At 66.6% G+C, this 4,107-nt stretch carries 4 protein-coding genes and 1 pseudogene; 3 read left to right on the top strand and 2 right to left on the bottom strand.

All coding sequences use genetic code 11. From position 1 onward, the window contains the following. Both WBV89_RS03555 and WBV89_RS03550 read right to left on the bottom strand, forming a co-directional pair. Positions 1 to 352 (bottom strand): annotated as a pseudogene (locus WBV89_RS03555) (hypothetical protein); the annotation flags it as partial. A gap of 83 nt (positions 353 to 435) precedes the next feature. Then, a complete protein-coding gene (locus tag WBV89_RS03550; protein ID WP_423979966.1) occupies positions 436 to 1,143 on the bottom strand; it encodes a tetratricopeptide repeat protein in 708 nt (235 codons plus the stop codon). A gap of 44 nt (positions 1,144 to 1,187) precedes the next feature. Between WBV89_RS03550 and WBV89_RS03545 the strand changes: the two genes are divergently transcribed. From WBV89_RS03545 to WBV89_RS03535, 3 genes are all read left to right on the top strand, one after another. Continuing rightward, positions 1,188 to 2,255: a phosphotransferase family protein gene (locus tag WBV89_RS03545; protein ID WP_423979965.1), complete on the top strand. Its 1,068-nt coding sequence runs from the start codon at positions 1,188 to 1,190 to the stop codon at positions 2,253 to 2,255. Further along, positions 2,252 to 3,187 carry a PAC2 family protein gene (locus WBV89_RS03540; protein WP_423979964.1) on the top strand — a complete coding sequence of 312 codons (936 nt, stop codon included), beginning with the start codon at positions 2,252 to 2,254 and terminating at the stop codon, positions 3,185 to 3,187. Before WBV89_RS03545 ends, WBV89_RS03540 begins: the two co-directional genes overlap by 4 nt. 15 nt (positions 3,188 to 3,202) lie before the next feature. Further along, positions 3,203 to 4,107, top strand: a 905-nt coding sequence (locus tag WBV89_RS03535) for an LLM class F420-dependent oxidoreductase (RefSeq protein WP_423979963.1), incomplete at its 3' end; no start/stop codon positions are given.

The following is a 4,107-nucleotide window of genomic DNA, read 5'->3' as shown; positions in this document are numbered from 1 at the left end:
CGACGGGGCCGGCGTCGGTCGTGGTGGTGATCGCCGCGGGAACACTCGATGGCGCCACCGTGCTCGAACCCCCGCCGGCAGACGTGGCCATCGGCAACGATGCCTCGCTGGGCGGAGGGGGCGACCGCACGAGGAACCAGGCCCCCGCACACACCACGACGACTGCGATCGCCGATGTCACGAGCCGAACCAGCCCGAACCACTCGATCCATTCGCGGACTCGGTCGATCGCCCCCGGCGGGGAGTCGGGACGCGGCGGGTCGTCCGCCGAGAATTCGTCGGACCGCTCGTCGAGGCGCTGGCGCACGTCGACCTCCTTCAACCGATCGGCGAGCGTCAGCTCGCACTGCATCAGGAGGGAGTCGGTACTGCGAACATACCCGTCGAGGCAGGTGGCGACAAGACCGGATCGCGGACGCGGACCGGCCGGTGCGGTCAGTACAGGCGCTGCGTGAGGCGACGGCGGTAGTCGGCCGTCCGCGGATCCTCGGGTCCCATCAGTTCGAGGATGTCGACGAACTGCTGACGCGCATCGTCATCGTCCTTCACCCGGTCGAGCAGCCCCGTCAGTGTCGCATCGTGATCATCGGTCGGCGTCTCGCCCACACGAGCAGCAGCAGCCACCTTGCGAGTGCGGTCCGTCTCGGCGATCCGAGCGACCAGTGCGAGCGCCTCGTCACCGCGACCGTCGTGGACGAACAGTTCGCCCAGCGCCACGATGGCATCCTCGTTCGTCGGCTCCAGATCGAGTGCAGCGCGCAAGCTGACCTCGTCTCCGGCGGCGATGAGACCCACGACCTCGTTCTCCTCCTCGGTCGGCAGCAGCTTGTCGATGAACGCCTGCACCGCCGACTCCGGTTGGGCGCCCATGAACCCGTCGACCACGGTGCCACCCTTGAACGCGTAGACAGCCGGGATCGACTGCACCTTGAACGCCTGGCTGACACCAGGGTTGGCGTCGACGTCGATCTTGGCGAGCACGACCGTGCCGCCCGTCGCGTCGATCACCTGCTCGAGGATCGGCCCGAGCGTCTTGCAGGGTCCACACCACTCGGCCCACAGGTCGACGACGACCGCGACCTCCTCGGACTTCGCCAGGACTTCGGCTTCGAACGTTGCGTCGGTGACATCGATTGCGACCATCGGATGAACGCTACCGGCCGTGCCTCGCTACTCTCGGAAGGGTCATGACCGACACGGCAGAGCCCACCGACCCCACCCGATCCCCCATCTCCGGCGTCGACGTCGACCGGGTCTCGTCCTGGTTGGCGGACAACGTCGATGGTGCGATCGCTCCATTCTCGTTCCAGCCGATCACCGGTGGGCACTCGAATCTCACGATGACCGTGACCGGGAACGACGGTCGCCGATTCGTGCTCCGACGGCCGCCGCTCGGCCACGTCCTCGCGAGCGCGCACGACATGGAGCGCGAGCATCGCATCGTGTCGGGTCTGCGCGACTCCGACGTCCCGGTACCCCCGATCGGCGGGCTGTGCCTCGACGAAGCGGTCAACGGCACCCCCTTCTATGTCATGGAGTTCGTCGACGGCCACGTCCTGCGCGATGCCGAAGCGTCTGCTGCTGCACTCGACGAGGCCTCGCGTGCCAATGCGAGCCGTTCACTCGTCGACACGATGGCGAAGATCCACTCGGTCGACCTGGAATCGGCCGGGCTCGACCAACTCGGTCGCCACGAGGGCTACATCGCCCGCCAACTCAAGCGCTGGTACAGCCAGTGGAACCAGGGCAAGACGCGCGACCTCGCTGCGGTCGACCGGGTCCACGACCGCCTCATCGAACGGATCCCCGAACAGGGTCCGGCGACGATCGTCCACGGCGACTACCGACTCGACAACTGCATGGTCGACGACCGCGGTGACGTCGTGGCCGTGCTCGACTGGGAGATCTGCACGCTCGGCGATCCGCTCGCCGACCTCGGCCTGCTCCAGGTGTACTGGACCGGCCCGAACGACGACCACTCCGCCTGGACCGGCAGTGCGACCAACCCGATCGGATTCTGGGATCGAGCCCAGCTGGCCGATCGCTACGCCGAGGTCACCGGGCGCGACCTCTCCCAGCTCGATTTCTACGTCGCATTCGCCTATTGGAAGCTCGCCTGCATCCTCGAAGGGGTGTACTCGCGCTACCTGGGCGGAGCGCTCGGCGAGCAGGATCCAGCCTCGCTCGACGCGTTCAAGGTGCAGGTCGACAACGCCGCCGCCAGCGCCGAACGGCGACTGGAGCAGCTCGGATGAGCGACGACAGCCCGTCCGACCCGAACCTGCCGATCGATCGCGCTGCACTCGACCTCGAGTACGGCATCGAACGCCAGGTCGATGACCCACCGCTGCACGAGCCGGTGATGATCGTGATGCTCACCGGATGGATCGACGCCGCGGGCGCGGCCGCCGCTGCCACCGATCAGCTGTCGCGTGCCTGTCAGTCATCGCCGATCCTGTCGTTCGATGACGACACGTACGTCGATTACCGGGCGCGTCGACCGACGATGGAGCTGCGCGACGGGCTCAACACCAACCTCGACTGGGCAACGATCGAAATGCGCTCGGGACGCTCACCCGACGGGCGAGACGTGCTGTTCCTCGTCGGCCCGGAACCCGACATGGCGTGGCGGAGATTCGGTCGCGCCGTGGCGACACTCGCCGTCGAGTTCGGCGTTCGTCAGATGGTCGCGCTGGGTGCGTATCCGTTCGCGGCCCCACACACCCGTCCCGCTCGGCTGTCGGTCTCGTCACCGTCGTCCGAGATGCTCTCGTCGGTGTCGTTCGCCCGCAGCTCGGTCGACGTCCCCGCCGGGATGGCCGGAGTACTCGAACACGCACTCCACGCCAAGAAGATCCCGACCATCGGTATCTGGGCACAGGTGCCCCACTACGTGTCGGCGATGGAGTATCCAGCTGCCTCGGTCGCCCTGCTCGAAGGTGTCGAGGAGGTCACCGGGATCTCGATCGATGCGCTCGGATTGCGCGCCGAGGTCGACACGCAACGCACCCGGCTCGACCGGATGATCGCCGACAAGCCCGAGAACGAAGCGATGTTGCGCCAGCTCGAAGAACTCCACGATCTCGCACCATCGGAGGACGACGAGGACGAGGTCGAGGAGCTCGAATTGCGCTCGGGTGACGAGATCGCCGCCGAGATCCAGGAGTTCTTCAAAGATCAGCCCTGACAGTACGGTCTGGTCATGAAAGTCGACGGCAACATCGGAACCGATCTGGCCACCGTGGCCGAGAAGGCCAAGGAGGTCGAAGCCGCCGGGTACTCCGGCGCGTGGACGGCCGAGACCGCACACGACCCCTTCCTCCCGCTGCTGCTCGCCGCTGAGCACACCAGCGAGATGGAGATCGGCACGTCGATCGCAGTGGCGTTCGCTCGTTCGCCGATGACCCTCGCGAACACCGCGTGGGATCTGCAGGCGTACTCGAAGGGTCGCTTCGTGCTCGGTCTGGGAAGCCAGATCAAACCGCACATCGAGAAGCGGTTCTCGATGGAGTGGTCGAAGCCCGCAGCCCGGATGCGCGAGTTCGTCCTCGCGATGCGCGCGATCTGGAACACGTGGCAGACCGGCGAGAAGCTCGACTTCCGCGGCGAGTTCTACCGGCACACCCTGATGACGCCGTTCTTCACGCCGAACCCCGACGACCTGGGCGACTTCGGGACGCCGAAGGTCTTCCTCGCTGGTGTCGGGCCGCTGATGACCGAGGTCGCCGGCGAGGTCTGCGACGGCTTCCTCTGTCATGGGTTCACGACCGAGAAGTTCCTCCGCGAGGTGACCATCCCCGCTCTGGAACGCGGACGGGCCAAAGCCGGCAAGACGATGGAGGGCTTCGAGATCGTCGGACCCTCGTTCGTCGTCACGGGCAACACCGATGAGGAGATCGAGAAGGCCGCCGTCGGCACCCGTCAGCAGATCGCGTTCTACGGGTCCACCCCCGCCTACCGGCCGGTGCTCGAAGCCCACGGTTGGGGCGGCCTGCAGGACGAACTGAACACACTCTCCAAGCAGGGCGAATGGGAAAAGATGGGCACGCTCATCGACGACGACGTCCTCAACACGTTCGCGGTCGTGGCCGAGCCGGAGAAGATCGC

It is taken from the genome of Ilumatobacter sp., assembly GCF_049588435.1.
Classification (GTDB): domain Bacteria; phylum Actinomycetota; class Acidimicrobiia; order Acidimicrobiales; family Ilumatobacteraceae; genus Ilumatobacter_A.
Note: the sequence above shows the minus strand (reverse complement) of the source record. Positions and strands in the feature narration are given on the sequence as shown.